This is a genomic window from Amycolatopsis sp. NPDC049691, from assembly GCF_040675005.1.
In the GTDB taxonomy this organism is placed as follows: Bacteria; Actinomycetota; Actinomycetes; order Mycobacteriales; family Pseudonocardiaceae; genus Amycolatopsis.
Map to the genome: position 1 here is coordinate 63,327 of NZ_JBFANX010000021.1, position 25,110 is coordinate 88,436.

Consider the following 25,110-nt stretch of genomic DNA (forward strand, 5'->3'; position numbering starts at 1 on the left):
ATGCACATGGACCACGACGACTTCGCGATGGGCCACTGGCTCGTGGTGCTCGCGTACCTCACTTCGGTGGTGGGCTGCGCCCTCGGGCTCGCGTGCACGCTCCAGGCGCGGACGACCGACAACGCGCGCACCCGGCTGACCTGGCTGGGGCTCGCGGCGCTGTCGATCGGCGGTGTCGGCATCTGGGTCATGCACTTCATCGCGATGCTCGGGTTCTCCACGCCGGGGCTGCCGGTGCGCTACGACATCCTGCGCACGGCGCTGTCGGCGGTCCTGTCGGTGGCGGCGGTGTTCTGCGGCCTGCTGGTGTTCGGCGTCCGCAACCGGTTCGCCTGGCGGCGGCTGCTGCTCGGCGGGCTGCTGACCGGGCTCGCGGTGAACGTCATGCACTACACGGGGATGTGGGCGGTCGAGATCAAGGGCACGATCGGCTACGACCCGACGCTGGTGGCGCTGTCGGTGGTGATCGCGGTGGTGGCGGCGACGGCGGCGCTGTGGTTCACGGTCGGGCTGGACAAGCTCCTGCCGCGCCTGGCGGCGGGCCTGGTGATGGCGGCCGCGGTGACCGGCATGCACTACACGGGCATGGCGGCGGTCCGGCTGCACCTCGACCCCGGGGCACCGGACCCGGCGGGCGCGGAGGTGTTCTCGTTCCTGTTCCCGGTGTTCGTGCTGGCGGCGCTGGCGATGGCGGTGCCGATCTGCGCGGTGCTGATGGCGTCGTCCAGTTCGGACGCTCCGCGGCACACGTCGGTCGTGCCCTAGTCCGAAGTGGACACCGGGAAGCTGAAGTGGACGAGGATCGCCGTGGCGGTCGCGCAGATCTCTTCGCCCGCGCGGAGGGTGCCGGTGGCGTGCAGCTTCCGCCCGTCCCGGCGCTCGAGCCGCCCGTGCACGCCGAGCGGCACCGCGTACGGCGTGCCCCGGTGGTAGTCGACCGTCAGCGACGCCGTCATCCCGGGGAAGCCGGCCGCGGCGGTGGCCCGGCCCAGCACGTGGTCCAGGACCGCCGCCACCCAGCCGCCGTGGACGCGGCCCGGCGGTCCTTCGTGCGCCGCGCCGAGGAGGACCTCCGCGCGGACCTCGTCCGGTCCCACGTGCGTCCACGACAACGGGGGTGCCAACGGGTTCCCCGGCCCTTCCAGCGGGTTGTTGACGCTCAGGTGGCCGCCGCCTTCGAGGGCCGCGAGCAGCAGGGGTGGTGCGCCGCCCGCCGTCCGCAGCGCGGCGGTGACGGCTTCGACCCGGCTCGCGGCGGCGGCCAGGTCGGCGTCCTCGCCCGCGCACACCGAAGCCTCGATCAGCTCGCGGATCCGGGCCCCCAGCAGCGCGCGCCCGGGCGGCACGCCGTCGACGATCGGGAAGGTCATCGCGCCCCCAGGAACTAGAACGTGTTCCAGGTTACCAGGTCGGGCGGGCGGTGACCCCGCCGTCGACGACGAGGTCGTGCCCGGTGATCCAGGAAGCCAGCGGGGAGGCCAGGAAGACGCACGCGTTGCCGACGTCTTCGGGGGTCCCGAGCCGGCCCAGCGGTGCGGCGCGCTGCCACCGTTCGACGCCTTCGGGCCAGTCCCGCTCAAGGCCGTCTCGCGCGATCAGCCCGGGCGACACGGTGTTGACGCGGATCCCGCGCGGGCCGTACTCGAGGGCGGCGCCCCGGGCGTGCATGACGAGCGCCGCCTTGGCCGCGCTGTAGTGGACGTGCCCGGGCGCGGGCTGCCGGGCTTCGATCGAGGCGACGTGCGTGACGCTGCCGCCGTCGCGCAGGAGCGTCGCGGCGGCCTGGGTGCAGGAGAAGGCGCTGGTCAGGGTCGCGTCGAGCATCGCGCGCCAGCCTTCGACGGTCAGGTCCGCGAGCGGTTCGACGGGCTGGACGCCGGCGTTGTTGATGAGGGCGTCGAGCCGCCCACCCCACTCGGCGACGGCTGCCAGCAGCGCGTGGCAGGCGCGGTCGTCGGTCAGTTCGGCGGCGAAGGAGCGGGCCCGGCCACCCGCGGCTTCGATCGCGGCGACGAGATGGTCGGCCGCACCGGGGCGGCGGTGGTGCACGGCCACGGCGCTGCCGGCTTCGGCGAACCTCGCGGCGATGCCCCGGCCGATGGTGCCGGACGCGCCGGTGACGCAGGTGACCGTCCCGGAGAGATCGGGCAGGTGGTTCGGCACGCGCCGATCGTAGCTTCCGGCGGGTGCGAGGGGGCGGCTGCGCGCCGTACCTTGTGGGGCATGGCCGATACCCAGCGTTCGAAGTTCTCCGAACTCCTGCAGGCGCAGATCCGGCACGAGTTCACCGCCGCGCAGCAGTACGTCGCCCTCGCCGTCTGGTTCGACGCCCGTGATCTGCCCAGGCTGGCGAAACGCTTCTACCGGCAGTCGATCGAGGAGCGCAACCACGCGCTCGCCATGGTCCAGTACCTGCTCGACCGCGACCAGCCGGTGGCCATTCCGGGCAGCGGCGACGTCCGGAACGACTTCTCCAGCGTCCACGAGGCCATCGAACTGGCCCTCGACCAGGAGCGCGCGGTGACCGCCGACATCGAGGCCATGGCGAAGGCCGCGCGGGCGGAGGAGGACTACCTCGGCGAGCAGTTCGTGGCCTGGTTCCTCAAGGAGCAGGTCGAAGAGGTGGCCCAGATGTCGACGCTGCTCACGGTCGTCGAGCGCGCCGCCGACAACCTCTTCGAGGTCGAAAACCACCTCTACCGCGAGGCCGCCACCGGTGTCGAGGACGCGCCGGACATGCCGCCGGTCGCGGGCGGCAAGCTCTGACGGCTCGTTCGGGACGACCCGGTCGCGGCAAAGGCCCGGTCTACGACCTCCGTGCCGGATGACCGTTCTCACCGGAGCCCGGCGCGTGGGTGCGCAGCCGCTCACGAGGCCGTGACGCGGGGTTCACCGCGCCGCAGCGGGCGGCGGTTCGACTGGGGCCGGTGATCGTCCGATCGCCGTAGCCGAGACCGCCAGGAGGAGCACCGTGCCCGTCCCGATTTCCGAAGCCCTCAGTGTCCAGGCGGACGCCGCGCGGAGCAAGAGCGCCGAGCTGCGGCGGCCCGGCCGGTACCTGCTGAGCTCCGCGCTGGCGGGCGCGTACATCGGGATCGCCGTGGTGGTCCTGCTCGCCGTGACCGGGCCGTTGAACGCGGCGCAGTCGCCGTGGACGAAGCTCGTGCAGGGGCTGGTGTTCGGGATCGCGCTGACGCTCGTGGTGTTCGCCGGCGGCGAGCTGTCGACCGGCAACATGATGACGATGGTGCAGGGCACGTTCGCGCGCCGCACCGGGCCGGGCCGGGGGATCGCGGTGATCGCCGGGTCGTTCGCCGGCAACCTGGCCGGTTCGGCCGGGTTCGCCTGGCTGGTGCACGAAAGCGGGATCCTGCAGGCGGGCGCGACCCCGGGGCACGCCGCGCCGGCCGCCGCGCTGCTCGCGGCCACAGTCAAGGCGAAGACCGCGGAATCGGCGGCGATGCTCTTCTTCCGCGGCGTGCTCTGCAACCTGCTGGTCTGCCTCGGGGTCTGGATGGCGGCCCGGACGAAGTCGGACGGCGCGAAGCTGGTGCTGCTCTTCTGGTGCCTGCTCGCGTTCATCGGCTCCGGGTTCGAGCACGTGGTGGCCAACATGACGACGTTCTCCCTCGGCCTGTTCGAAGGCGTGCCGGGAGCGACGTTCGGGGCGTTCGCGGTCAACCTGGTGCTGGTCGGGCTGGGCAACCTCGTGGGCGGCGGCCTGATCGTCGGCGCGGGCTACGGCTTCCTGGGCCGCGGCGGACCGGCGCCGGCGGCCGAGCCGCGTCCGGCCGGCGAGGCGCTCGAACCCGTCTCCGCGTAAGTAGGATCGAAGCCACCATGACTGCACCGGCGGCCGCGCGCGGCGAACGAGTCCCGCCGCGGCTGCCCGGCACCTCGCACCGGCCGGTCCGGTCATGACGGCGGCGCGGCCCGGACGGGTCCTGCGCGCGGTCTTCCGGGCCCCGGTGCGCCTGTACGACCACGGGTTCGGGTGGCTGCTCGGCCGGCGGTTCCTGTGCCTCACGCACGTCGGCCGCCGCTCGGGCCGGACCTACCGCACGGTCCTGCAGGTCGTCGGCGTCGCGCACGGCGAGTACTTCGTGGTGGCCGGGCTGGGGCCGGGCGCGGACTGGTACCGCAACATCCGGGCGCGCCCGCCGGTCGAGGTGGTGGTCGGCCGGCGCCGGTTCGCGCCCCGGCACCGGGTGCTCGAGGAGGCCGAAGCCGTCGAGGTGCTCGCGCGGTACGAGCACCGCAACCGCTGGGTCGCGCCGATCCTGCGGCGGGTCCTGAGCAAGCTCCTCGGCTGGAGCTACGACGGCAGCGAGGCCGCTCGACGGCGGCTGGCGAGCCAGTTGCCCATCGTCGGCCTGCGGGAGTAGCGAGGCGGAAGCGGCACACCCCCAACGCGTGCCGCTTCCGCCGTTCTCAGCGGCAGAACGAGACTTCCGGGTAGCCCGGCGCGTCCAGCACCGGCCGCGGCTCGCCCCGCAGGTGCCGGTCGAAGAACGCGTTCACGTACGTCCGCGTGATCTCCTGCGTCCGCGCGGCGCTCGTCGTCGCGCCCGTGTCGACGCCGAGCTGGTCGCCGACCAGGCCCACGTCGGTGAAGGACGCGTGCTGCGTGCCCGCCACCTCGAGCCAGCGCTTCCAGCCGGTCAGTTGCGCCCAGTCCCGGTCCCACGGCTCGTTCGGCGGGCAGGGCGCCGCCGCGAGCTGGTGGCTCAGGAACATGAACGGCCGCGCGAGCCCGGGCGCGGTGAGCGGGACCTCCGTCGTGCCGTCGATGTCGATCCCGGCGCGGATCCGGGCGTCGGCGACCATCGCGGGGATCGTGCTGGCGCCGCCCATCGAGTGCCCGGCCATGCCGATCCGCGACGCGTCGACGAGCGGGCCCCACTGCTTCGAGCGGGTCAGGGAATCCAGCACGAACGACACGTCGGCGGCCCGGCCCAGTTCCAGCTTCGTCCAGAACGCGCCGTCGTGCGGCACCTCGCAGGACGCGCACCCGGCGAAGTGCCCGTCGGGGAAGCTCTGGCCGGTGTTTTCGTAGGTGTGGCCGACGAGGGCGACGGCGTACCCGTGGCTCGCGAGGTCCTCGGCCAGCGCGGTGAGCGTGGCGCGGGGTTTCGTGTAGCCGGGCGAAAGCACCACCAGCGGCAGGTGGTGCCCGGCAGGCCGGGCCCCGGCCACCGAGCTGGTCGCCACCCCGGTGAGCAGGTCCGGCGGCACGTCCAGGCCACTGCCCTGCAGCAGAGCCGCGGATTCGGCCGAGGTCAGGTACTGCGTCTTCGGCCCGTGCGCGGACGCCGCCGGGTAGAAGAGCGAGACCATCAGTTCCCGGTAGGGCACCGACGGCACCCAGGGGTCCGGGCGCGAGGTGTCCTTGAGGTACACCGAAGTGCTGCCCACCGGCCGGTTCCCGGTCGGCGCGGGCAAGGAGAGCGTCATGGCGGAGTCGGCCTCCGGAGAGTGCGGCCGGGCCGAAGCCACGGGTGAAGCCAAGGTCAGCGCGGTGACCGCGGCGAGGATCGTCGTTTTCATCCGATGAACGTCACTTCCGGGTAGGCGGGCGACGGCGCGGCCAGCAGCGGCTGGGGCCGGCACCGCAGGTGGCGGTCGAAGAAAGCGCTTACGTAGGTCCGGGTGATCGTCAGCGCCCGGTCAGCGTCGATCGACGCGCCGAGGTCGACGCCCAGCTGCCCGGCCAGCACGCCGAGGTCGGTGAACGACGCGTGCACCGTGCCGGACACCATGAGCCAGCGCTTCCACCCGGTCAGGTGCGTCCAGTCCGTTTCCCAGTCGTCGTACGGACCTTCCTGACCCGGCACGTAGTTGTCCATGCTGCCCAGGAAGAGGAACGGCCGCGACAGCCCGGACGCCGGCAGCGGAACGTGGATGCTCCCGTCCAGGTCGGCACCGGCCCGGATGCGCGGGTCGGCCAGCATCGCCTGCGTCGTGATCGCGCCGCCCGCGGAGTGGCCGGTCATGCCGATCCGCGCCGGATCGATGAGGGCGCCCCACTTCGTCGAGCGCAGCAGCTCGTCGAGCACGAACGACGTGTCCTTCGTCCGCACCCGCGTGAACTTCTCCCAGAACCCCGGCTGGTCGTCGACTTCGCAGGCGGCGCAGCCGGTGACGTGGCCGTCGGGGAAGGTCGTCGCGCGGTTTTCGTAGGTGTGGTCGATCGCCGCGACGGCGTACCCGCGGCTGGCGAGGTCCTCGGCCAGCGCGGTGAGCGTGGCACGCGGCTGCGTCCAGCCCGGTGACAGCACGACCAGCGGCAGGCCGTGCCACCGCCCGGCCGGCTTCGCGTCGACGACGGCGTTCGTCCGGACGGTGCTCAGGACGTCCAGGGGCAGTCCCGGGATGTTCTCCCGTTCGAGGTTGCGTTCGGACTCCAGCGGCGTCATGTACTGCTTCGTGGGCCCGTTCGCCGAGGCCGCCGGGTAGAAGACGGAGACCATCAGCTCCCGGTAGGGCACCGCGGGCACCCAGGGATCGGGCCGCGAGTAGTCCACAAGGGACAGTGTGCTGACGCCGACGGGCGCGTGGCCGGTCGGGCGGGGCAGGTGGGGCGTCGTGGCCGCCGAGGCGGCCGGCGACGCGGACAGCGTGAGGGTCAAAGCGGTGGCTACCGCGAGAGTGCGCATGATTCCCCCAGGAATCTCATCAGGAAAGGTGCCGGACGCGACGGAAGCAGAACCAGGTGAGCAGCGCCGTCATGGCGAGGTAGAGCGCGAGTTCGAGCCATTGCAGCGGCCAGAACCGGGAGCCCGGCTGGTAGGTCAGGCGCTGCTGGTAGCCGTGCTGGCCCAGCTGGGCCATGCAGGCCTCGATGGATCCGCGGGGCGGCGGGCCCGCGTCGCGGCTCGGCCCGGGAACGCAGTTCTGCACGAAGTCGGGCAGCCGGGTCACCACGTTCCCCGCCGGGTCGAGGGTTTCGTTCGCCAGCACCCACGCCCCCGGCGGGTTCCGCACGCCGATCTCCAGGATCCCGTAGGTGTCGTCGCCGGTGATGTTGGTGATGTCCCTGCCGACGATCGCGACCGTGTCCACCCGCGGCGGCAGGAGGTACGGGCGTACGAACAGCGGGACCAGGAGCAGCACGCCGGCCAGGGCGACGAGCGTGACGGCCATGGCCGCCACCGTCCGCTTCATCAGCATCCCGACCGCGACGCCGAGTGCGAGGGCGAAGGCCGCGTAGCCGATCGGAACGATGCCGCGCGCGCCGAACACCACCGGCGCCATGCGCGAGAGCATCCCGCGGTCGGTCTGCGCGGCCGCCAGCGCGTCGATCGGGCTCGCCCACCACGACACCGCCCAGCCGAGCAGGCCGCCCGCGACCACCGCGGCGAGCAGGCCGAAGCCGAGCTTGGTGGTGAGCCACCGCTTGCGCGTGACGGTCTGGTTCCAGATCAGGCTGTGCGTGCCGCTCTCCAGCTCGCGCGTGATCATCGGGACGCCCCAGAACACGCCGATCGCCGCGGGCAGCAGGTAGAGCACCAGGATCGTGCCGCCGAAGAGGGCGTCCTGGTCGGAGAAGTTCGTGCGCCCGACCAGGTTCGGTCCGGTGATCGCGAGCACGAAGCCGATCAGGGCCACCGCGGCGAACACCGACAGCGCGGACAGGCGGAACTGGCGCCAGGTCAGCCAGGTCATCGCAGCACCTCCAGGGCGGGGCGGGCGGTCGCGGGGTTGCTCATGTACTCGAGGACGAGGTCCTCGAGCCCGATCCGCGCGACCGTCCACGCGGGATCGAGGATCGGCGCCTCGGTGCGCACGAGCACCGTGGTCTGGCGGTCGGTGTGCTTCTCGGAGACGACGTGCTGGTCCGCCGGCAGCGTGCCGACGTCGCGGCGCGGCCCCGACAGCCGGTGGTGCGTGGCCAGCAGTTCTTCGACCTCACCGATCACCCGGACCTGGGAGTCCACCAGCACGACCAGGTGGTCGCAGACGCGTTCCAGGTCGTTGACCAGGTGCGAGGACATCACTACGGAAAGCCCGTGCTCGGCGACGGCTTCCATGAGGTCCTGCAGGAACTCCCGGCGTGCCAAGGGATCCAGCGCGGCGACCGGCTCGTCGAGCAGCAGCAGCTCGGGGCGCTTGGCGATGCCGAGGGTGAGCGCGAGCTGCGCGCGCTGGCCGCCGGAGAGCTTCCCGGCGTGCTGCTCAGGGTCGAGCCCCAGCCGTTCGATCCGCTTCGCGGCGAGCGTGGAATCCCAGCGCGGGTTGAGGTGCGCGCCGAGCCGCAGGTGCTCTTCGATGGTCAGCCCGGTGTAGACGGGCGTGCTCTGGGCGACGTAGCCGACCTTCGCCAGCTGGTCCGGCCCGCTGCCGGGCACCCCGCCGCACACCTCGATGCTGCCGGTCGTGGGCTCCAGCATGCCGGCGGCGATGTTCAGCAGGGTGGACTTGCCGGCGCCGTTGGGACCGACGAGCCCGGTGACGTGACCGGCTTCGATCTCGAGCGTGCAACCGGTCAGCGCCCACTTGCGCTTGTACTTCTTGCCCAGTCCCCGGGCGGTCAGGACGGTCACGCTATGTCCTCTCTGGCGGAGTCGCGAAACGTGGACATCAGCAGGGCCTCGATGCTCTCTTCGTCGAGCCCGGCCTTGCGGGCCTTGCCCAGCCAGCGGCGCAGGTCCTGCCGCAGCGAGCCGAGCACGGCGAAGGAGGCACCGCCGTTCAGCGTCGCGGTGACGAACGTGCCGACACCGGGCCGGGCCGAGACGAGGCCGTCGTGCTCCAGCTCGCGGTAGGCCTTGAGCACGGTGTTCGGGTTGATCGCGAGGGTCGCGACCACGTCCTTCACCTTCGGGAGCTGATCTCCCTCGGTGAGCAGGCCCAGGCGGAGCGCGTGCCGCACCTGCTGGACCAGCTGCTGGTACGGCGAGAGACCCGACCGGGCGTCGAGGTGGAATTCGATCATCGGCAACTCCATTTATCTAGTTGACTAGTACTGTAGCTAAGCGGTGCAAGTCCGCGCCAGTGCCGCGCTCGGGAACCTTCCGCGGGGTTCGCGCGAACAACCCGTGGGCGGTCGTGATCTTTTTCGGCGCGGCTGCCAACCTCGGCACCCCTCCGCCCGTCTGTGGGGGTGATCGTTTCTCCGACGAAAGGGTTTTTCGTGCGTCGATTTCCTGGGGGAGGCATCGTGCGCGGCATCGTCGTCGCGCTCGGTGTCTCGATGGCCGTCACGGCCGGTCCGGCGGTGGCGTCCGCCTCCGTCGACAGCGTTCCCGCGCCGAAGCTGAGCTGGACCGGCTGCGAAGACGGCTTCCAGTGCGCCACCGCTTCGGTGCCGCTGGACTACGACCGGCCCGCCGGCGCGAAGATCGACCTCGCGCTCATCAAGCTGCCCGCCACCGATCCCGCGCACCGGATCGGCACGCTGTTCGTCAACTTCGGCGGCCCGGGCGCGTCCGGCCTGCAACGCCTGCGGGAGCGCGGGAAGTGGCCGTGGCTGTTCTCCGACCAGCTGCGCGCGCGGTTCGACGTCGTGTCGTGGGACCCGCGCGGCATCGGCCACAGCACCGCGGTCCGGTGCTTCGACAGCCTCGCCGAGCAGGAGTCGTTCTTCGGCTCCTTCCCGGAGATGCCCGGCGACCCGAGCGGCAACGCGGCCTTCTACGCCAAGTCCGAGGAACTCGCCGACCGCTGTTCGGCGAAGGCGGGTCCGATCCTCGACCACGTCTCGACGGCGAACACCGCGCGGGACCTCGAACTGCTGCGCCGCGCGGTCGGCGACGCGAAGCTGACCTACCACGGCATTTCCTACGGGACGCAGCTCGGCGCCACGTACGCGAACCTGTTCCCGAACCGCATCCGGGCGATGGTGTTCGACGGCACGATGGACTTCGCGGGCAACGCGACCGGCCACGACGGTGCCGGGAAGACCGTCCCGCTGGACACCCGGCAGGACGTCGCCACCGGCATCTCGCAGACGTTCGACCAGTTCCTGCGCCTGTGCACCGAAGCCGGGCCGAAGTGCGCGTTCTCGTCGGGTGACCCGAAGGCGAAGTGGGCGGCGCTGACCGCCCGCGCGAAGCAGGCCCCGATCACCGTCGACGGCGAAACCTGGACGTACTCCGGGATCATCAACGCGGCCGCGGACCTGTCCGACTCGCGGGGCTGGCCGGATATCGCGTCCCTGCTGCAGCGCCTGTACGACGCTCCTGCCACGGCGGCCGCGGTCAAGGCCGGCGAGCCGTACACGTCGAACCGCACCGAGGCGTTCAACGCGATCCAGTGCAGCGACAGCGACGTCCCGACCGACCCGGCGATCTACAGCCGGTACGCGGAATCCGAAGACCGGCGCGTGCCGTACTTCGGCCGGATCGCCGTGCTGGACATGATGAGCTGCGCGTTCTGGCGGGCGAAGGACACCGACCGCTACACGGGTCCGTGGAACCGCCCGACGTCGGCGGAGATCCTGGTGCTGAACAACCGCTACGACCCGTCGACCCCGCTGCCGGGCGCTCGTGACGGGGCCGCGGAACTGGCCCGCGCCCGCGTGTTCGTCACCGAGGGGTACGGCCACTCGTCGATGTACGTGCCGAGCACGTGCACCGAGCAGGTCAAGCGGGACTACCTGATCTCCGGGACGTTCCCGGCGGCGGGCAAGACCTGCGCGATCGACGCGAGCCCGTTCGCCTAGCCCGTCGTGAGTGTTTAGGGCGGTAGAACCGCCCTAAACACTCACGACGACTCGCGCCGAGCCTAGGCCGAGGCCAGTTCGAGGAGCCGTTTCGCGGCCACCAGCGCGCCGTCGGGCCGGATCTCGGCGCCCACCGCCTTCGCCCGGCTCTCCGCGGCGAGCGCGGTGTCCAGCGCGGCGGTCAGGGACTCGACGGTCGGCGCCGGGTCCAGGTGCGCCGCGCCGATGCCCAGCTCGGCCACCCGTGCCGCCCAGTGCGGCTGGTCCGCGATCCGCGGCACGACCAGCTGCGGCGCCCCGGCCCGGGCCGCCGTCGTGGTGGTGCCGGCGCCGCCGTGGTGCACGACGGCGGCGACCCGCCGGAACAGCGCCTGCTGGTTCACCTCGCCGACGGCGAAACAGTCGGCACCGTCGTCGATCGGGGCCAGTCCCGCCCAGCCCGCGGCCAGCACGATCCGGCGGCCCCGCGCGCGGACCGCCTCGATGGCGATCCGCGCGATGCCCTCCGGCGCGTACGCGGCCATGCTGCCGAAGCCGACGTACACCGGTGGTTCGCCGTCGTCGAGGAACTCCTCGAGCCCGTCCGGCAGCGGCCGGTCGTCGGGCATGATCCACGCACCCGTCTGGAAGAGGTCCAGGTCGGTCTTGCCCTCCGACGGGCACAGCAGCGGGTCCGCGGCCAGCCACGGCCGATCGGTGAAGACGTAGTCGCGGACGTTGTCCACCGGCGGCAGGCCCAGCGCTTCGCGGTGCCTCCGCACGGCCGGGCCGTACAGGGCGTCGACCCGCTCGGCGTCCTGCTGCCACAGCTTCCGGTTGTCGGTCTCGTCCGGCGAGGACGGCGTGCCCGGCCGCGCCCCCGGCGGGAAGTGCCGCGACGGCAGGCCGAGCAGGTGGAAGCACGCGAACACGTACGGCAGGCCGAGGTGGTCCGCCACGTCCCGCGCACCGGCCGGCATCAGGCCCGTCGCCAGCAGCGCGTCACACCCTTCGGCCGCCGCCGTGAGCGTCTCGAACCGCGCGTCGACCAGCCGCGGCGCGAGCTTGAAGGCGTCCTCGGCCGTCGGCGGCTTCGGACCGGCGACGATCGAGTGCACCGTCGGGCCCAGCGGCACCAGCGGCACCTCGGCCCGCGCCAGCAGCCGCCCGAAGTCGTCGTCCGGCGGCGCGCACACCACCGCGTCCGCGCCTGCTTCCCGCAGGGCCACCGCGAGCCCGGCCAGCGGCTCGACGTCCCCTCGTGAACCCCACGTCGTCAACAGCACCCGCATTGAGCTTCCCCCGTTTTCCCTGGTGATGGCGTACGGCGGGCCATTCTGGGGGATCACCCCCGCCTTGCCGCAAGCCCCGGGTTCGGCTATACCTTGAAGGGGGCGGGGAGTTCCTCCGGTCGTGCACCGCCGCTGACGAACGCGTCGCGCGGGTGCTGCACCGAAGCCAGCGACAGGATGTCGCGCCCGAACAGCGCCGCCGTCAGCCACACCGCGAGCACGCGGACCTTCCGTTCCCAGCTCGGCACCGCCAGCACGTGGTAGCCGCGGTGCAGGAGCCACGCCGGCAGGCCGGTGATCACCAGGCGCCGGTACTGGAAGATGCCGCGGCCGAGGCCGAGCGTCGCGATCGACCCGAGGCTGTGGTGGACGTACGGCTTCGGCTCACGACCCCGCAAGGTGGCGATGATGTTGCGGGCCAACAGCTTTCCCTGCCGGTAGGCGTGCTGCGCGTTGGGCACCGTGCGCGCGCCCGGGACCGGCGAGGCGAGGTCGGGCACCGCGGCGTCGTCGCCGGCCGCCCAGGCGTCGGGCACGCCCTCGACCCGCAGATCCGGCCGCACGACGACCAGGCCGCGCGCGTCGACCGGGAGGTCGGTGTGCTTGCCGACGACGGGGTTCGCGCCGTTGCCGGCGGTCCAGACGATCAGTTCCGAGTCGAACTCCTCACCGGTCGAGAGCGTCACGTGCCCGCCGGTCGCCGACGTCACCAGCGTGTCGAGGTGGACGTGCGCGCCCCGGCGTTCCAGCTCGCGCACGACCCAGCGCCCCGGCCGGTCGGTGACCTCGGGCAGGATGCGGCCCGACGCCTCGACGAGGTGGAACGCCAGTTCGTCGCGGCGCAGTTCGGGGTAGCGCTTGAGCAGCGCGGTGGCCAGCGACAGCAGCTCGCCGAAGCCTTCGACGCCCGAGAAGCCGCCGCCCACGAAGGTGACGGTCAGCAGCTTCCGCCGTTGCGGGCCCTCCGGGAGCACGGCGGCGCGGTCGAACGCCGTGAGCAGCCGGTCCCGGATCGCGACCGCCTCTTCGACGTGCTTGAGGCCGATCGCCTCTTCGGCGACGCCCGGCACGGGCAGCTTGCGGGTGACGGCGCCGGCGGTGACGACGACGATGTCGTAGCCGAGCTCGAACGCGTCCCCGTCGGCCGGCTGGACGGTCACGACGCGGTGCGCGTGGTCGATGGCCGTGACGCTCCCGGCCACCACGCGGGTCCGGCGCAGGTGCCGCCGCAGCGACACGGCGGCGTGCCGCGCCTCGACGGCCCCGGCGACGACTTCGGGCAGGAACGGTTGGTAGGTCAGGTAAGGCCGCGGGTCGACGAGGGTGACCTCGGCCTCGTTCGTGCGGAGTTTCTTCTCCAGCTTCCAGGCGGCGTAGAACCCGGCGTAGCCACCGCCGACGATCAGGATCCGGCGCATTTCGTCCTCTTTTCTCGCTCACCCCCTGGACGAGGTGGCGGGCGAGGACGTGACTGATATCCGCGTCACAGCGAGGACCCGCTCCCGGTGGTGCTCCTCGTGCAGGTCGCGGCGCCGGGCGTGCAGCAGCTGGGCGAGCGTGATCACCCCGCGCACGTGGGCGGGCTCGGCGCGGTCGACCACCACGGCCTGCGTGACGTTGCCGGTCGCCAGCTTGTTCGCCACTTCGCGCAGCGTGTCGTCGGGGTGGCAGATCGCGTCGACCGGCCGGCCTTCGCGCGCCAGCAGCGCGTGGCCGGCCTCCGGGTCCGCCGTCATCACCTCGTGCGCGAAGAACGTCTCCAGCGGGTCGGTCGTGTACTCGCGGGTCAGGTGCAGCCGGCGGCGGGCGATCTTCTCCGTCAGCACCGATCGCTTGAGCAGCAGCACGGACACCGCGTACGCCGACACCGCCGCCACCACCAGCGGCAGCAGGTCGTTCCACGCGTGCGTCAGCTCGAGCGTGAACACGATGCCCGTCAACGGCGAGCGCATGACGCCGCCGACGACCGCGGCCAGGCCGCACACCGCCCAGAACCCGGCCGCCACGTGGGGGAGCAGGTTCCCTTCGGCCGCTCCGAGCGCCGCGCCGATCATGAACACCGGCGCCAGCACCCCGCCGGACGTGCCGGAGCCGAGCGACAGCGACCAGATCAGCGTCTTCACCACCAGGACGCCGATGATCAGCGACGTCGTCGCCCGCCCGGTGAGCAGCTGGTTGATGACGTCGTAGCCGACGCCGAGCGCGCGCGGCTCGACGAGCCCGCCGGCGCCGATGACCAGCCCGCCGAGCGCGGGCCACCACATCCAGTGGATCGGCAGCCGCGCGAAGCCGTCCTCGGCGAGGTAGACCAGCGCCGTCGCGGCGATCGCGAGCAGGCCGCCGGTGATGCCGGGGACGAGGGCGAGCACGTCGGCACCGGCGCCGGGCGCAGGCGTTTCGGGCAGGCCGAAGACGGGGGCGGTGCCGAGCAGGAAACCGCGGCAGAGCGTGCTGGTCAGGACGGCGGCGGCGACCGGGATGAAGCTGCGCGGCCGCCACTCGAACAGCAGCAGCTCCACCGCCAGCAGGATCGACGCGAGCGGGGCGTTGAACGTCGCCGCCATGCCGCCCGCGGCCCCGGCGACGAGCAGCGTCTTGCGTTCGTCGGCCGACAGGTGCAGCAGCTGCGCGAGGATCGACCCGACGGCGCCGCCGGTCATGATGATCGGGCCCTCGGCGCCGAACGGCCCGCCGGTGCCGATGCTGACGGCGGCCGACACGGGCTTCAGCACGGCGACGCGCGGCGCGACCCTGCTCTCGCCGGTCAGGATGGCCTCGATGGCCTCCGGCATGCCGTGGCCGCGGATCTTCTCCGAGCCGAACCGCGCCATCACACCGATCACGAGCGCCCCGGCGACCGGCGCGGTCAGCACCAGCCACCAGGGGTGCGCGGCGGCGCCGGGCGCGACGAGCGCGGTGTCGAACCGTTGGTAGAACACGAGGTTCGTGATGAGGCCGATGAGCTTGAGCAGCGCGAGCGCGGCCAGCGACGCGGCGCCCCCGACGGGGACGGCGAGCAGGGCGATCAGCAGCATGCGCGGCCGCACCTGGAAGTCGCCCAGGTGCGTGGCGCGGGGCTGCGCGGGCGTACCGCCGCTCATCGGGCCTCCGTTCGTTATTGCAATCAGCAATACTTGTAGTGGCGAACGGTTGGGGTCAAGTCGAGCCGCGGTCGAGTGGCCGGGTTCACGGGCAGGCCGAAGGGGACGTTCCCCGCGTCCGGCGGGAGGAACGTCCCCTTCGGGTGGTTCGGTCAGCCCCAGATGGCTTCGGGTGCCGCCGCGGCGGGTGGTTCGCCGCCGGCTTCGGCGAACGCCGTGAGCGCGTCGACGAGCCCCTGCCGGCTCTCCGCCGGCATCCGGGCGACGATCTTGGCGATCTCGCGGCGCCGCCGGGTCGTCACCTGCCGGACGATCCGGCCACCCTCCCGGGTGATGTCGAGCACGATCTCGCGGCGGGACACCGGGCTGTGCCGGCGGTCGACGAGCCCGGCGGCGACCAGCCGGTCGACCATCCGGCTGGCCGTGGACGGCGTGACGCCGAGGTGTTCGGCGAGCGTCGCGTGCTTGAGCGGCCCGCGGGTGTGCAGCACCACGAGGAGCCGGAACTGCGGCAGGGTCAGGCCGTCTTCGGCCGCGGCGATCGACCGGACGGACACCGCCACCAGCAGCCGCGACGCGGTCAGAACGGCGTCGGTCAGCGTATCGACGCCGGCGGCGTCCAGGCCCGGGTTCGTGCGGGTCATGCCGTCCAGTGTGCCGGAGCGGCCCTGCCCCGGCGGGGTGACCCCCGGCTTGACAGCGGGCCCGCCCGTCTCGCACTATGCGAACAAGTGTTCGATAACTTTCTCCTGGGTGCGCCCGCGCGACGCGGGTGTCTCCGGTGCGAGTACGTGGTGCTGGAGGTGAGCGGTGGTGGCGGTGCCGGACGCGCTGGCCGGGCTCACGGCGATCCCGGGGGTCCGCACGGCGGCCCAGCTGGGCGCTGCCCCGGTTGCCGATGACGTGCTGGCCGTGCTCCCGCCCCTGGCGGGCTTGCTGCCGGGCGGCGGGTTGAGGCGCGGCAGCACGGTCTCGGTGCGCGGCGCGACCTCGCTGGTGCTGGCCCTGCTGGCCGCGGCGACCCGCGACGGTTCCTGGGCGGCGGTGACGGGCCTGCCCGAGCTGGGCCTGGCCGCGGCGGCGGAACTCGGCGTCGATCTGGCCCGGATCGCGCTGGTGCCGCACCCGGGCGCGGAGCTGGCGGGCGTGCTGTCGGCGCTGGTGGACGGGTTCGACGTGGTGGTGCTCGGCCCGGTCGGTGTCCAGCCCCAGCTCGCGCGGCGGCTCGCGGGCCGGGTGCGCAACCGCGGCACCGTGCTGCTGGCGGTGGGCCCATGGCCGGGCGCGGACGTGGAGCTGAGGGTGACGGGCCGCCGCTGGCACGGCTTGACCCCGGACGGCTACGGCCATTTGAGGACGCGCGAGGTGGTGGCGACGAGCGTCGGGCGTGGCGCGGCGGTGCGGTCGTCGTCGGTGCCGTTGCAGCTGCCGGGCCCGGGTGGCGCGGTGGCGGCGGGTGAGCCCCGGAAGCGGCGGCTCGCCGAGGTGGCCGGGTGAGCCGCGGTGCCGGGAAGAGCGAAAACCGGCTGTGGTGCCTTGCTTCCCCCGCGCGGTGACCGGCGGGGCGCGCCGATCGTTCGCGCCGGCCAGGTGCCCGGCCGCAGCCGGGCGATGACTCAACCGTCGTTCGCGGGATGAGCGGTTCACCACGGCTGCTGGTGCTGTGGTGCCCGGACTGGCCGGTCGTCGCCGCCGGGGCCGCGGCCGGCACGCCGCCCCTCGCTCCCGCCGCCGTCTTCTCCGGCAACCGCGTCGTCGCCTGCTCCGCCTCCGCCCGCCGCGACGGCGTCGGGCGCGGCATGCGCCGGCGCGATGCCCAGTCGCGGTGTCCGGACCTCGTCGTCCACCAGCACGACCCCGACCGCGACGCCCGCCTCTTCGAACCCGTCGCCGCCGCCGTCGAACGGCAGGCCGTCGGGGTCGAGGTCGTGCGGCCGGGCATCGTCGCCGTCCCGGTCACCGGCGCCGCCGGGTACTTCGGCGGCGAGGAGGCGCTCGCCGAGCTCCTCATCAACGAGGTCGAAGCGGGCGCCGGCGTCGAATGCCAGGTCGGGATCGCCGACGGGCTCTTCGCCGCGACCCTCGCCGCCCGCCGCTCGGCCCTCGTCCCGCCCGGCGGCACGCAAGCCTTCCTCGCGCCCCTCCCGATCACCGAGCTGAACCAGCCGGGCGACGACCGCGGCGAGCTCGTCGGCCTGCTGCGGCGCCTGGGCCTGCGCACCCTCGGCGCGTTCGCCGCGCTGGCCGAACGCGACGTCGCCGGCCGCTTCCCGAAGGACGCCATCACCGCCCACCGCCTCGCCCGCGGCCTCGCCGAACGCCCGCCGCTGCGCCGCGCCCTCCCGCCGGACCTGACCGTCACCGAGGAGTTCGACCACCCGCTGAGCCGGGTCGACGAAGCCGCGTTCGTCGCGAAGACCCTCGGCGAACGCTTCTTCGCCGGCCTCGCGAACCACGGTCTGGCCTGCACGCGCCTGGCGATCGTCGCGGTCACCGAAGCGGGCGAAGAGCGCGTACGCGTCTGGCGCTGCGCCGAACCCCTGACCGCCCGCGCGACGGCGGACCGCGTGCGCTGGCAGTGCGAAGGCTGGCTCACCGCGCGCGACCGGCCCAGCACGGGGATCGTCCGGCTGCGCCTCGACCCCGAGGAGGTGGTCGGCGGCCAGGCGCTGCAGCTGCAGCTCGGTTCACTGGGCCGCGACGCCGACGCGGCCGAGCGAGCGGGCCGCGCCCTGGTGCGCATCCAGGGTCTCCTCGGCCCCGACGCGGTGGTGACACCGCTGCTGGACGGCGGCCGCGGCCCGGCGGAGCGGGTCCGCCTGATCCCGTGGGGCGAGCCGCGCAGGCCGGCGGTCGAGGACCGCCCGTGGCCGGGCCGCCTCCCGGCCCCCTCGCCGTCCCGCGTGCCGCCCGAGCCACCACCGGCAACGGTCCTGGACGCGGTGGGCGACCCGGTCGCCTGCACGAACCGCGGCGAGCTGACGTACCCCCCGGCAACGATCACGATCGACGGCGGCCCGGCACGCCGCGTCCTGGGATCGGCGGGGCCGTGGGTGGTGCACCCGGCGCTGCCCGGTCACCGGAGCGAACGCCCGCTGGCCCGGGTACAGGTGGTGCTGGAGGGGGAGAACGACGACCTGGCGCTGCTGCTGCGGGTCACCGTCGGCGTTGATCCACAATGGACTGTCGAGGGCGTCTACGACTGACTGTCCTGTGATCGAGGCGACTGCCGAGTTGACACCGGCCCCCGGCGGGCTCAGGATCAATCCACTGTAGTCGTACGTGTGTTCGAACCGTAGTCGCTGGCTTCCCCACAGCGAACTCCTTGTGGGGAGCGGAGTTTTGGCGTTCAACAACCCGAGTGTGCCGTGGTCCGAAGTGGAACGGATCGCCTCCGGGCGGCCGCCCGTTCCCGGTGACGGCAACGATGCCCCCGCGTGGTCGCGCAAACGCGAAGGGTACGCCGGCGCGCCGGAAGACCTGCGGGCGCGCAAAAGCCGGGACGACGGTGGCGACCGGATCCGCGCCCCCTACGCCGAGCTGCACGTCCACTCCAACTTCAGCTTCCTCGACGGCGCCTCCCACCCCGAGACGCTCGTCGAGGAGGCCGCGCGGCTCGAGCTCGACGCCCTCGTCCTCACCGACCACGACGGCCTCTACGGCGCCGTCCGGTTCAACGACGCCGCGCGGGAGCTCGGCGTGCGGGCCGGGTTCGGGGCCGAGCTCTCCCTCGGCCTGCCCGCGCCGCAGGCCGGCGAGCCCGATCCGGCCGGGTCGCACCTGCTGGTGATCGCGCGGCAGCAGGCCGGGTACCACCGGCTCTGCAAGGTCATCTCGCGCGCCCAGCTCGCCGGCGGGGAGAAGGGCCGGCCCGTCTACGACCTCGACGAGCTGGTCGACGAGCTGGCCGGGCACGTCGTCGTGCTCACCGGGTGCCGCAAGGGGCCGGTGCGCCGGGCGCTCGCCGCCCACGGGCCCGCCGCCGCGCGGGCCGAGCTCGGCCGGCTCGTCGACCGGTTCGGGCGACGGCACGTCGCCGTCGAGCTGATCGACCACCGGCAGCCCCTCGACGACGCGGCCAACGACCTCCTCGACGGGATGGCGAAGGAGCTGCGGCTGCCGACCGTCGTCTCGAACAACGTCCACTACGCCCGCCCCGAGGACGCCGTCGTGGCCGACATGGTCGCCGCCGTCCGGGCGCGGCGCTCGGCCGAGGACCTCGAAGCGTGGCGGCCGCCGTCGGGGCAGGCGTTCCTGCGGTCCGGGATGGAGCAGCGCCGCCGCTTCGAGCGCCGCTACCCGGGCGCGGTCGGGCGCGCCGCCGTCCTCGGCGTCGAGGTCGCGTTCGACCTGCAGATCGTCGCCCCCGACCTCCCGCCGTTCCCGGTGCCGCCCGGGCACGACGAAATGTCGTTCCTGTGCGAGCTGACCTGGCGCGGCGCGGCGAAACGCTACGGGACGCGGGAGGAGAACCCGCGGGCCTACGCCCAGCTCGACCACGAACTCGGCATCATCGAAAAGCTCGGCTTCCCGGGCTACTTCCTCGTGGTGTGGGACATCGTCCGGTTCTGCAAGGAGTCGAACATCCTCTGCCAGGGCCGCGGCTCCGCGGCGAACTCCGCGGTCTGCTACGCGCTGGAGATCTGCCACGCCGACCCGGTGAAGTGGAACCTGCTGTTCGAGCGCTTCCTCGCGCCGGAACGGGACGGGCCGCCCGACATCGACATCGACATCGAGTCCGACCGCCGCGAGGAGGCCATCCAGTACGTCTACGAAAAGCACGGCCGGTTCCACGCCGCGCAGGTCGCCAACGTCATCACCTACCGCGCGCCCTCGGCGATCCGCGACGCCGCGAAGGCCCTCGGCCACAGCCCCGGGCAGCAGGACGCCTACGGCAAGCTCGTCGACCGCTGGAGCCGGACCGGGCAGCAGACGGCGGGGGAGATCCCCGCGGAGGTCCTCGACCTGGCCGCGCGGATCGAGGACTTCCCGCGCCACCTGGGCATCCACTCCGGCGGCATGGTCATTTCGAGGCAGCCGGTGTCCGAAGTGGTCCCCGTCGAATGGGCCACGATGGAGAACCGTTCGGTGCTGCAGTGGGACAAGGACGACTGCGCGGCCGTCGGCCTCGTCAAGTTCGACCTGCTCGGCCTCGGCATGCTTTCGGCACTGCACTACACGCTCGACCTCGTCGCCGAGCACCACGGTTCCACTGTGGACCTCGGAAAGCTGGACCTGGCCGACCCGGCGGTCTACGACATGCTGTGCGAAGCCGACGCCGTCGGGGTGTTCCAGGTGGAGTCCCGCGCGCAGCTGGCGACGCTGCCGCGGTTGCGGCCCAGGGAGTTCTACGACCTCGTCGTCGAAGTCGCGCTGATCCGGCCCGGCCCGATCCAGGGCGGTTCGGTGCACCCGTACATCCGGCGCCGTCGCGGTGACGAGCAGTGGCAGCACGCGCACCCGCTGCTGAAGTCCAGTTTGGACCGGACGCTCGGCGTGCCGCTGTTCCAGGAACAGGTGATGCAGATGGCCGTCGACGTCGCGAGCTTCACCCCGGCCGAAGCCGATCAGCTGCGCCGCGCGATGGGCGCCAAGCGGTCCAGCGCGAAGATGAAGGCGCTGATGGCGCGGTTCTTCGCCGGCTGCGAAGCCAACGGTCTCGACCGCGAGCTGGCGACGCGGATCTTCGAGCAGATCCACGCCTTCTCCGGCTACGGTTTCCCCGAAGCGCACTCGATGTCGTTCGCGCTGCTCGTGTACGCGTCGGCGTGGTTGAAGCGCTACTACCCGGCGGCCTTCTGCGCGGGCCTGCTGCGCGCGCAGCCGATGGGGTTCTACAGCCCGCAGTCGCTGGTGGCCGACGCGCGCCGCCACGGTGTCCGCGTCCGCGAACCGGACATCAACGCCAGCCTCGCGCACGCGACGCTCGAACCCGACGCCGAAAGCACCGGCGGCGTCGCGCTCCGCCTCGGCCTCGCCGGTGTCCGGCACCTCGGCGCCGCCGTCGCCGACGAGATCGTCGCCGAACGCGCCGCGCACGGCCCGTATGCCGGGGTCGGCGACCTCACCCGCCGCGTCCAGCTCAAGAAGAACGTCGTCGAGGCACTGGCGACGGCCGGCGCGTTCGGCGGCGACCGGCGCCGCGACCTCTGGGCCGCCGGCGCCGCGGCGGCCACCCGGCCCGGGCACCTGCCCGGCCTGGCCCCGGGCCTCGACGCGCCCGCGCTGCCGGGCATGACGCGGCTGGAGGTCACCGCGGCGGACCTGTGGGCCACCGGCGTCTCCCCGGACAGCCACCCGGTCGAGTACCTGCGCGCGCTGCTGGTCGCGCGCGGCGCGATCACGACGGCGGAGCTGGCACGCGCCGAGGACGGGACGCGCGTCTGGGTCGGCGGCGCGGTGACCCACCGCCAGCGCCCGGCGACCGCGGGCGGGATCACGTTCCTCAACCTGGAGGACGAGACCGGCATGGCCAACGTGATCGTCTCCCCGGGGCTCTGGCGCCGGCAGCGGCTGGTCGCCCACACGAGCGCCGCGTTGCTGGTCCGCGGGTACGTCCAGGCGGCCGAAGGGGTGGTCACACTCGTCGCGGACCGGCTCGAACCGCTCGACCTGTCGATGCGGACAGGCCCGTCGCGGGACTTCCGTTGACTTCCGGGCCACGCACTGGTTCTCTGCTCTGAGAGCGCTTCCAGCCATCCGTTCGTGCCCGACGAGAGGATGGACCCTTCGATGACAGCTCGACGTCTGCGCTGGGCAGCGTGGCCGGTGGCGGCCGTGCTCGCGGCGGCGGTGCCGGCGGCCGCCGCGGCGACCCCGGCCGGAACGACCGTGACCGTCAACGCGAAAGCGGGGCTGGCCACCGTGCCGGGCACCGCCGTCGGCGTCAACCACGCCGTGTGGGACAGCCAGCTCGGCACCGATGCCGTCGCCGACCTGTACGGCGCCGCCGGGGTCCGCACGATGCGGTACCCCGGCGGCTCCTACGGCGACATCTACCACTGGAAGGACAACACTGCGCCCGGCGGCTACGTGGCGCCGAACACCGATTTCGACACCTTCATGGGCGGCGTCCGGCGGGCGGGCGCCCAGCCGATCGTCATCGCCAACTACGGCACCGGAACCCCGGCGGAAGCCGCCGACTGGGTGCGGTACGCGAACGTCACGAAGGGGTACGGCGTCAAGTACTGGGAGATCGGCAACGAGCTGTACGGCAACGGCCACTACGGCGCGAACTGGGAGGCCGACAACCACGAGGACAAGAGCCCGGCCGCGTACGCCGCGGGCGTCGTGGCTTATGCCGACGCGATGAAGGCGGTGGACCCGTCGGTGAAGATCGGCGCCGTGCTGACGACGCCGGCGAACTGGCCGGACGGGATCGTCGCGGCCGGTGACACCGGCACGTGGAACCAGACGGTGCTCTCGATCGCGGGCCCGCACGTCGACTTCGCCGTGCTGCACTGGTACCCGAGCGGATCGACGGCGGAGGAAGCGCTTTCCCGGACCGAGCAGGTGGACGACATGCTCTACCTGGCGCGCGAGCAGATCACGCGGTACGCGGGCAAGCCACTCGGCATCGCGCTGACCGAGACGAACACCCCGGTCGGTATGGACACCCAGCCGGGCGCGCTGTTCGCGGCCGAGACGTACGCGTCGATGCTGGAGAACGGCGTGTTCACAGTGGACTGGTGGGACACGCACAACGGCCCGACCACGGTGTCCACAGTGGCCGGCTATCCGGACTACGGCGACTCCGGCCTGCTGTCCAGCGGGACCTGTGTGGACGGTGGGTGCGAGCCGGCGCTGAACACGCCGTTCGCGCCGTACTACGGGCTGAAGATGCTGAGCACGTTCGCGCGCCCGGGTGACCAGTTCATCCGCGCCGCGGCGGACGACCCGTTGGTCGACGCGCACGCGGCCCGCCGTCCGAACGGCGACGTGGCGGTGTTGCTGGTGAACAAGGACCCCGCGGCGGCGCGGACGGTCGACCTCGAGCCCGCGGGTTCCGTGGCCGAGGTGTACACGTTCACGAACGGAGCAACGTCGATCACCCGATCGTCTACCTGGGACGGCACGCTGCCGCCGTATTCGCTGACGACGGTGGTGCTGCACGCCGCGGCCTCGCCACTGGCCGCCCCCGGCCAACCGACCGCGACGACGACCGACACGACGGCGACGATCACGTGGCCGGCGTCGGCACCGGGCGTGAAGTACGAGGTGTACCGCCAGGTGGGAGCGGTGAGCGAGGAGTGGGGCGAGACGACGGGGACGTCCCTGGGTGTCGAGAACCTGGTGCCGGGGACGAGGTACACGGTGAACGTACTGGCCCGCGACGCGGCGGGTCACGTGTCGTGGGCGTCACCACCGCTGACGTTGACGACGGGCGCGCCCGCCGCGAGCAGCTGCGCGGTGAAGTTGACGGACGTGAACGACTGGGCGAGTGGTTTCGTGGGCGGAATCCACGTGACATCCGCGGCGGTGACGGGTGATTGGACGTTGACGTTCACCTGGCCGACGGCACGCCAGCGGGTGACGAGCGGCTGGAACGGAACATGGGTCCAGGAGGGGGCGACGGTGAAGGTGACGTCGTCGGCGGCGTTGGGCTCGGGGGTGGATGTCGGGTTCGTCGCGGACTACGGTGGGCCGAACATCCTGCCGGTGGCGTTCAGGCTGAACGGAACCCTCTGCTCGGTGGCGTGACAGCGAGGCGGGTGGCAGGTCTCCGGCCTGTCACCCGCCGCATCAAAGGTTCACCTCGCCAGACCCGATTTCGGCTGAATCGTCCGGCTCCGAGAGATCAGGGCCGAACAAGTCGCCGTCAATTTTCGTTTCCAGAGTCGTCGACTCGTCGATCGACGACAAATCGATATCATCGTGAAACGAGACCGGATCCGGGTCGACTTCCGGTGGGAAAACGATGCCTTCGGCTTCATCGATCGTGTCGGTGCGGGGCAGGCTGTCAGCGCGGTCGAGGACGATCCGGTAGGCGATACCCAGGGCGTCTTGGCTCGCGTCGAGCAGCTCCGTCGGATCGCCGCCGCTGCGATGGATCTCGATCGCCTGGATCAACGTGGCGGCCAAGTTGTCGACAGCGTGCGACAAGTGCGGGGTCCGGCCGCCGGCCAGCTCCCTCACTCTGGATGCATGTTTGCGCGCGTATGCAAGCAGGCCTCCAACCTGATCTTCGGCACCTTCGACACTGGCTCGGTGCAGATTGTCCGAGACGCCGTTCAAGTGCACGGCAATGGGCGTTATCTCACGCAGTGCACGGTCGGAAGGCTGTGCTGTGCTTGCTCGTCGCTCGGCCGAACGGCCCACGACTGCCTCCAGGCCGAGTCGAGTGCTGTGTTCGGCGAACTTTCCCGCGAGTTTGGCGGCCGTCGGGTCGGACTTCGCCGCCAGTGATTCGGTGATGATTCCCGCGAAGCTCGCGCCGACCGGCACGATCAGGTCGCGTGCGCTCGTGCCGAGGGACTTGGCCAGGCCGTGAAGCCGCTCTGGAGACGAGCCGGAGGTGGTGAGCTGACCGATCTGCCGCCGGACTCTCATGACGAGGGTGGTGAGGTGCCATCTGGTCTCGTTGATGGCTGTGTGGCGGTCGGTTGCGAAGTCGAAGGCTGCGTTGAGAGCGGTGACGGTGTTGGCTACCAGCACGCTGGCCGGTGGTGGCGGCGGGTCCGCGTACCCCCAGGTTTCCAAGACGTAAGGAAGCGTCGCCCAGGCGACTTGGGTGAGCTCGTCGAGATCTTCTTCGGTCAGAGGTGCATAGTCTTCGGTATTTTTCAATCGTTCCCAGAACGGCTCGTCCAGCGCGATCGCCGACATGGAATTGAGCAGGGTATCCAGCTTTTCGCGCAGATCATCCGCGGTATCCTGGTCGAATATTCTCGCTCGGCGTTCTGCGAGTTTCTTGCGTAGCAGGCGCTCACTCCGGACGAGGTCGTCGAACTTCTTCCGCTCTGGTCCATTCGGCGGGACGTCCAGTCTGGCGGGCACGGTGATCTCCTGGCGTTCGGGGGCTGAACCTCCCTGGAGTCGCGGCGAAGAGAGCTGGTGTTGCGCGAGGCCGCTGGAT

Annotated in this window: 21 protein-coding genes; 9 read left to right on the top strand and 12 right to left on the bottom strand. The window is 72.2% G+C overall.

Annotation, left to right across the window (positions count from 1 at the left end; genetic code table 11):
- Positions 1–6: 6 nt before the first annotated feature.
- Entirely contained in the window at positions 7–765 is a 759-nt protein-coding gene (locus AB0J40_RS36620) for an MHYT domain-containing protein (RefSeq protein ID WP_364463024.1), read from the top strand.
- Here the strand turns inward: AB0J40_RS36620 and AB0J40_RS36625 are convergent.
- Both AB0J40_RS36625 and AB0J40_RS36630 read right to left on the bottom strand, forming a co-directional pair.
- Positions 762–1,370 (bottom strand): PaaI family thioesterase, encoded by a 609-nt coding sequence (locus AB0J40_RS36625; protein ID WP_364462725.1) that lies wholly within the window; start codon positions 1,368–1,370, stop codon positions 762–764. The genes AB0J40_RS36620 and AB0J40_RS36625 overlap by 4 nt on opposite strands.
- 31 nt (positions 1,371–1,401) lie before the next feature.
- A complete protein-coding gene (locus AB0J40_RS36630) occupies positions 1,402–2,151 on the bottom strand; it encodes an SDR family NAD(P)-dependent oxidoreductase (protein ID WP_364463027.1) in 750 nt (249 codons plus the stop codon).
- 72 nt (positions 2,152–2,223) lie between these two features.
- Between AB0J40_RS36630 and AB0J40_RS36635 the strand changes: the two genes are divergently transcribed.
- From AB0J40_RS36635 to AB0J40_RS36645, 3 genes are all read left to right on the top strand, one after another.
- A complete protein-coding gene (locus AB0J40_RS36635) occupies positions 2,224–2,766 on the top strand; it encodes a ferritin (protein ID WP_364462728.1) in 543 nt (180 codons plus the stop codon).
- 205 nt (positions 2,767–2,971) lie between these two features.
- Positions 2,972–3,823 (top strand): formate/nitrite transporter family protein, encoded by an 852-nt coding sequence (locus AB0J40_RS36640; protein WP_364462731.1) that lies wholly within the window; start codon positions 2,972–2,974, stop codon positions 3,821–3,823.
- Positions 3,824–3,917: 94 nt separating this feature from the next.
- Entirely contained in the window at positions 3,918–4,385 is a 468-nt protein-coding gene (locus tag AB0J40_RS36645; protein WP_364462733.1) for a nitroreductase family deazaflavin-dependent oxidoreductase, read from the top strand.
- Positions 4,386–4,431: 46 nt separating this feature from the next.
- Here AB0J40_RS36645 and AB0J40_RS36650 read toward each other — a convergent pair whose 3' ends face one another.
- From AB0J40_RS36650 to AB0J40_RS36670, 5 genes are read right to left on the bottom strand one after another with little or no spacing between them, the layout of a single operon-like run.
- Positions 4,432–5,547 carry an alpha/beta hydrolase gene (locus tag AB0J40_RS36650; RefSeq protein WP_364462736.1) on the bottom strand — a complete coding sequence of 372 codons (1,116 nt, stop codon included), beginning with the start codon at positions 5,545–5,547 and terminating at the stop codon, positions 4,432–4,434.
- On the bottom strand, positions 5,544–6,656 hold the full coding sequence (locus AB0J40_RS36655) for an alpha/beta hydrolase (protein ID WP_364462739.1): 1,113 nt from the start codon (positions 6,654–6,656) through the stop codon (positions 5,544–5,546). Before AB0J40_RS36655 ends, AB0J40_RS36650 begins: the two co-directional genes overlap by 4 nt.
- A gap of 19 nt (positions 6,657–6,675) precedes the next feature.
- A complete protein-coding gene (locus AB0J40_RS36660; RefSeq protein WP_364462742.1) occupies positions 6,676–7,665 on the bottom strand; it encodes a transporter in 990 nt (329 codons plus the stop codon).
- Positions 7,662–8,543, bottom strand: a complete 882-nt coding sequence (locus tag AB0J40_RS36665) for an ABC transporter ATP-binding protein (RefSeq protein WP_364462745.1) — start codon at positions 8,541–8,543, stop codon at positions 7,662–7,664. Before AB0J40_RS36665 ends, AB0J40_RS36660 begins: the two co-directional genes overlap by 4 nt.
- Positions 8,540–8,935: a GntR family transcriptional regulator gene (locus tag AB0J40_RS36670; RefSeq protein ID WP_364462748.1), complete on the bottom strand. Its 396-nt coding sequence runs from the start codon at positions 8,933–8,935 to the stop codon at positions 8,540–8,542. Before AB0J40_RS36670 ends, AB0J40_RS36665 begins: the two co-directional genes overlap by 4 nt.
- A 225-nt stretch (positions 8,936–9,160) precedes the next feature.
- Here AB0J40_RS36670 and AB0J40_RS36675 point away from each other — a divergent pair, with 225 nt between their 5' ends.
- On the top strand, positions 9,161–10,663 hold the full coding sequence (locus AB0J40_RS36675) for an alpha/beta hydrolase (RefSeq protein WP_364462751.1): 1,503 nt from the start codon (positions 9,161–9,163) through the stop codon (positions 10,661–10,663).
- 62 nt (positions 10,664–10,725) lie between these two features.
- Here AB0J40_RS36675 and AB0J40_RS36680 read toward each other — a convergent pair whose 3' ends face one another.
- From AB0J40_RS36680 to AB0J40_RS36695, 4 genes are all read right to left on the bottom strand, one after another.
- Positions 10,726–11,934, bottom strand: coding sequence for a glycosyltransferase (locus tag AB0J40_RS36680; RefSeq protein WP_364462754.1), 1,209 nt, complete (start codon positions 11,932–11,934; stop codon positions 10,726–10,728).
- An 86-nt stretch (positions 11,935–12,020) separates the two neighbouring features.
- Positions 12,021–13,352: an NAD(P)/FAD-dependent oxidoreductase gene (locus tag AB0J40_RS36685; protein WP_364462757.1), complete on the bottom strand. Its 1,332-nt coding sequence runs from the start codon at positions 13,350–13,352 to the stop codon at positions 12,021–12,023.
- Positions 13,353–13,370: 18 nt separating this feature from the next.
- Positions 13,371–15,035 (bottom strand): chloride channel protein, encoded by a 1,665-nt coding sequence (locus AB0J40_RS36690; RefSeq protein ID WP_364462760.1) that lies wholly within the window; start codon positions 15,033–15,035, stop codon positions 13,371–13,373.
- A 152-nt stretch (positions 15,036–15,187) separates the two neighbouring features.
- The gene (locus AB0J40_RS36695; protein WP_364462763.1) at positions 15,188–15,679 is read right to left on the bottom strand and encodes a MarR family transcriptional regulator; all 492 of its coding nucleotides are present in this window, start codon (positions 15,677–15,679) and stop codon (positions 15,188–15,190) included.
- Between the two features lie 169 nt (positions 15,680–15,848).
- Between AB0J40_RS36695 and AB0J40_RS36700 the strand changes: the two genes are divergently transcribed.
- The 4 genes from AB0J40_RS36700 to AB0J40_RS36715 all read left to right on the top strand — a co-directional run bounded on the left by AB0J40_RS36700 (position 15,849) and on the right by AB0J40_RS36715 (position 23,735).
- On the top strand, positions 15,849–16,532 hold the full coding sequence (locus tag AB0J40_RS36700) for a hypothetical protein (RefSeq protein ID WP_364462766.1): 684 nt from the start codon (positions 15,849–15,851) through the stop codon (positions 16,530–16,532).
- A 137-nt stretch (positions 16,533–16,669) separates the two neighbouring features.
- Positions 16,670–18,241: a DNA polymerase Y family protein gene (locus tag AB0J40_RS36705; RefSeq protein WP_364462769.1), complete on the top strand. Its 1,572-nt coding sequence runs from the start codon at positions 16,670–16,672 to the stop codon at positions 18,239–18,241.
- Positions 18,242–18,377: 136 nt separating this feature from the next.
- Positions 18,378–21,686, top strand: a complete 3,309-nt coding sequence (locus tag AB0J40_RS36710; protein ID WP_364462772.1) for an error-prone DNA polymerase — start codon at positions 18,378–18,380, stop codon at positions 21,684–21,686.
- Between the two features lie 81 nt (positions 21,687–21,767).
- On the top strand, positions 21,768–23,735 hold the full coding sequence (locus AB0J40_RS36715) for a cellulose binding domain-containing protein (RefSeq protein WP_364462775.1): 1,968 nt from the start codon (positions 21,768–21,770) through the stop codon (positions 23,733–23,735).
- Positions 23,736–23,777: 42 nt separating this feature from the next.
- Here AB0J40_RS36715 and AB0J40_RS36720 read toward each other — a convergent pair whose 3' ends face one another.
- On the bottom strand, positions 23,778–25,031 hold the full coding sequence (locus AB0J40_RS36720) for a hypothetical protein (RefSeq protein WP_364462778.1): 1,254 nt from the start codon (positions 25,029–25,031) through the stop codon (positions 23,778–23,780).
- Positions 25,032–25,110: the final 79 nt, after the last annotated feature.

Bases quoted from the DNA above. Each gene is read 5' to 3' on its own strand.
- AB0J40_RS36705 (WP_364462769.1), top strand. From the start codon at position 16,670: ATGAGCGGTTCACCACGGCTGCTGGTGCTGTGGTGCCCGGACTGGCCG.
- AB0J40_RS36670 (WP_364462748.1), bottom strand. From the start codon at position 8,935: ATGATCGAATTCCACCTCGACGCCCGGTCGGGTCTCTCGCCGTACCAG.
- AB0J40_RS36655 (WP_364462739.1), bottom strand. From the start codon at position 6,656: ATGCGCACTCTCGCGGTAGCCACCGCTTTGACCCTCACGCTGTCCGCG.
- AB0J40_RS36715 (WP_364462775.1), top strand. From the start codon at position 21,768: ATGACAGCTCGACGTCTGCGCTGGGCAGCGTGGCCGGTGGCGGCCGTG.
- AB0J40_RS36645 (WP_364462733.1), top strand. From the start codon at position 3,918: ATGACGGCGGCGCGGCCCGGACGGGTCCTGCGCGCGGTCTTCCGGGCC.
- AB0J40_RS36680 (WP_364462754.1), bottom strand. From the start codon at position 11,934: ATGCGGGTGCTGTTGACGACGTGGGGTTCACGAGGGGACGTCGAGCCG.
- AB0J40_RS36690 (WP_364462760.1), bottom strand. From the start codon at position 15,035: ATGAGCGGCGGTACGCCCGCGCAGCCCCGCGCCACGCACCTGGGCGAC.
- AB0J40_RS36635 (WP_364462728.1), top strand. From the start codon at position 2,224: ATGGCCGATACCCAGCGTTCGAAGTTCTCCGAACTCCTGCAGGCGCAG.
- AB0J40_RS36650 (WP_364462736.1), bottom strand. From the start codon at position 5,547: ATGAAAACGACGATCCTCGCCGCGGTCACCGCGCTGACCTTGGCTTCA.
- AB0J40_RS36660 (WP_364462742.1), bottom strand. From the start codon at position 7,665: ATGACCTGGCTGACCTGGCGCCAGTTCCGCCTGTCCGCGCTGTCGGTG.
- AB0J40_RS36685 (WP_364462757.1), bottom strand. From the start codon at position 13,352: ATGCGCCGGATCCTGATCGTCGGCGGTGGCTACGCCGGGTTCTACGCC.
- AB0J40_RS36695 (WP_364462763.1), bottom strand. From the start codon at position 15,679: ATGACCCGCACGAACCCGGGCCTGGACGCCGCCGGCGTCGATACGCTG.
- AB0J40_RS36620 (WP_364463024.1), top strand. From the start codon at position 7: ATGGACCACGACGACTTCGCGATGGGCCACTGGCTCGTGGTGCTCGCG.
- AB0J40_RS36625 (WP_364462725.1), bottom strand. From the start codon at position 1,370: ATGACCTTCCCGATCGTCGACGGCGTGCCGCCCGGGCGCGCGCTGCTG.